The 2,635-nt window shown below is 47.4% G+C and carries 3 protein-coding genes; all 3 read right to left on the bottom strand.

Annotated features, from left to right (window positions below; all coding sequences use genetic code 11):
- Positions 1–226: 226 nt before the first annotated feature.
- Positions 227–931: a GIY-YIG nuclease family protein gene (locus LCM31_RS16215; RefSeq protein ID WP_224871797.1), complete on the bottom strand. Its 705-nt coding sequence runs from the start codon at positions 929–931 to the stop codon at positions 227–229.
- A 123-nt stretch (positions 932–1,054) separates the two neighbouring features.
- A complete protein-coding gene (locus tag LCM31_RS16210) occupies positions 1,055–1,483 on the bottom strand; it encodes a hypothetical protein (RefSeq protein ID WP_224871796.1) in 429 nt (142 codons plus the stop codon).
- Positions 1,484–1,600: 117 nt separating this feature from the next.
- On the bottom strand, positions 1,601–2,080 hold the full coding sequence (locus tag LCM31_RS16205) for a GNAT family N-acetyltransferase (RefSeq protein ID WP_224871794.1): 480 nt from the start codon (positions 2,078–2,080) through the stop codon (positions 1,601–1,603).
- Positions 2,081–2,635 lie beyond the last annotated feature (555 nt).

Raw genomic sequence — 2,635 nt, 5'->3', positions numbered from 1 at the left:
AACGAACTTGATTGAATAGCAACCGGCCCAATTGGCCCAATATTGGAAGCTATTTTGCGGCACTAAATTTTCAGCAACCACTGAAAACAAAAAAATACCGACCGGCACCATAACGCCGCGCTCAGCCGCGGACAATTTTGGGCGCTTTATGTGCGACAATGGGAGCGCAGCGACCGCGCATAAAGTGTACAAAGTTGGCCGTCGGCTGCAGCGCTTTGTTACGTGGTTAAGCTGGTTCTGGCTCGAACTCAGCTTCGATGCTGTTAATAACTTCGGCAATCATGTTCTTGGAGATGCCCAGTACTCTGGCGCCACCCTTCTTACCTTGCTCTACATCGTAGCCTCTTGATTCAAGAAAATCCCGAATCTCACCGAAAACTGCTTTGCTTCTACCTATTGAAAGATGATGCTTACCAGATTTTCTGGCATTAACATAGTACGTTAATTGTTTTCCATCGCTGAAAAAAGTTGGACCCGCGATCCTAGAGCTTGATCGGAGCGGCATATCTAAAAGATTTGCTATTTCAGCAAGAAGAATATGATCTGTTTTTTCACGCTCTTCACTCTCTCTTTTTAGAATACTACGAGTGTATTCATCATCGCTCTCTTCTATGACCAATTCGTTAGCTCCAATGAGCTCCATAATGGGCTGCATTCTTTCAACGAGAGTGTCATCTTTGTCTAGAAACCATTCTCCCTCTATTCGGCTATCTTCTAAAAGCATATGTAACGCAGTTTCAACAGCCCTTGCATCCTGGTGCTCCCATGCCGCGACGTACTGGGCTTTAATTGGAGATTTCGTGTTACTAATTTGCTGAAGCCGCGAGCTTAACGTGGCGTTTCCTGCCCCAGTAATTCCGACTTTTTTATATGGAATATCTATATGACCACCAATATCAATGTGGCGCATCACGTAAATTACTGTATGCATGATCTATCTCATTGCTTATTTAGTATTGACACGTAACGCCTTGCTAAGGGGCAACCGAAACGCAGTGTAGGTTGTCCCGCGGAGGCCGCGCCTTTTGCGGCCGGAGTGTACTTGAGCAATTTGTTAGGCATTTTGGCTCCGATGGTTGGCTACACCCCACAAACGTAACACTATACCAATATATGCAATGGTCATGATGCTATGGATGATGGGCTTTTCCCAGAATGTACCCAGCACAATTGAAATAATTGGAATTGCTGCAAAAACTAGCGCGACTACCTTGAGCCCTAATGGAGACACAAGCTTGGACTTACCTTTTGGATTTACAAACAACAGCCGAAGCGAAAGGTAAAACACCCAAAGACTACCAGCTAAAAATACACTACCTAAAGAAATAGTGAGAAATGTTGGCGGTACGTTCGGTGCCACTAAGAGTATTGCTGAGCCTATAACACATAAAAGAGTAAATGGAGCAAAGACAATACCCAATGGAATTGTGACCCATCTTGGAAGTGGTTTTGGCTCTATTTCTTCGTATTCTTCCATGTTCATTAAGATGCCTAACGCCGCGATCAGCCGCGGCTTACTTTGTGTGCTTTTTGCACGAAAATAGGAGCGCAGCGACCGTGCAAAAAGTGCACAAAGTAAGCCGTCGGCTGCATTGCATTGTTAGGGCTCGGAGGCGGAGCGCCATACCATTTTCTTTAGCTCCGCCCTGGAACCACTATATTTTTCCTCTACAACTCTGAATCCTATCTTTGAATAGAGCCTGTATGCTGCTTGATTATTGACCGAGACACTCAGCACAACAGAGCTATAGCCATGAGATTTTGCGTGAGCAAGCAGCTCTTTAGCCAGCCTGAATCCAACTCCGATTTTTCTTTGATCCGGCTTTACCCACATGGAAACTAGCTCGTACTCACCATCCAAAAGTACGCCGCCGACCAATCCGATAATTTCATTATCAGTACGATAAAAGAAGAATTTTAAATCGTTTACTCCCGAAGCCAATGACTTCCATTTACCTTCCGGGATCTCTTTTGCTTCTGCGTACGTAATACCAAATGCATCAGGTGAATCTTGAAGTGATTCCAGCCGAATATTTTTTAAAAGCGCCCAATCGCCTTCAGTGACAGGCACGATACTCATGATCTTACTGCCCTAACGCCGCCAGCAGGGGCAGCTTACCTTGTGCGCGTTTTGCGCGAAAATGGGAGCGAAGCGACCGCGCAAAACGTGCACAAGGTAAGCTGTCCCGCGGAGGGCCGAAGGCCCGGAGCAAACTGCCTGGCCTGGTTATGGCTTGCCGCACTGGGGACTCGCTTACCGGCACGCTGCCAGCCACGGCTTGGCTGGCCACTGCACGAATAAAACGAGAAAATAATACCGCACTTTCCCCAACCTGTTTTTATCTTATTGGCACGCCACAATACTGCAGCGGAATCGCCCTATTCTGCCGAACCCGAGCGAACACTCTAGGAACGAAACTGCTTGAATGTGCCGAGGCAAAAAAGCCAAATGCTGGACACCAAAACTGTACGAAAAAAATGCAGCCACACAAATATTAATTTTTACCGACCGGCACCATAACGCCGCTAGCAGGGGCAGCCGGAGCGCAGCGTAGGCTGTCCAGCCCGGGGCCCCGCAGGGGCCTTGGGCGATCTTGCCTAGCCTGGTTATTGCGGCCGCACTCTGAACCAGCTA

It is taken from the genome of Microbulbifer agarilyticus (genome assembly GCF_020171345.1).
Lineage (GTDB): Bacteria > Pseudomonadota > Gammaproteobacteria > Pseudomonadales > Cellvibrionaceae > Microbulbifer > Microbulbifer agarilyticus_D.
This window is presented reverse-complemented; position numbering and strand designations above follow the sequence as displayed.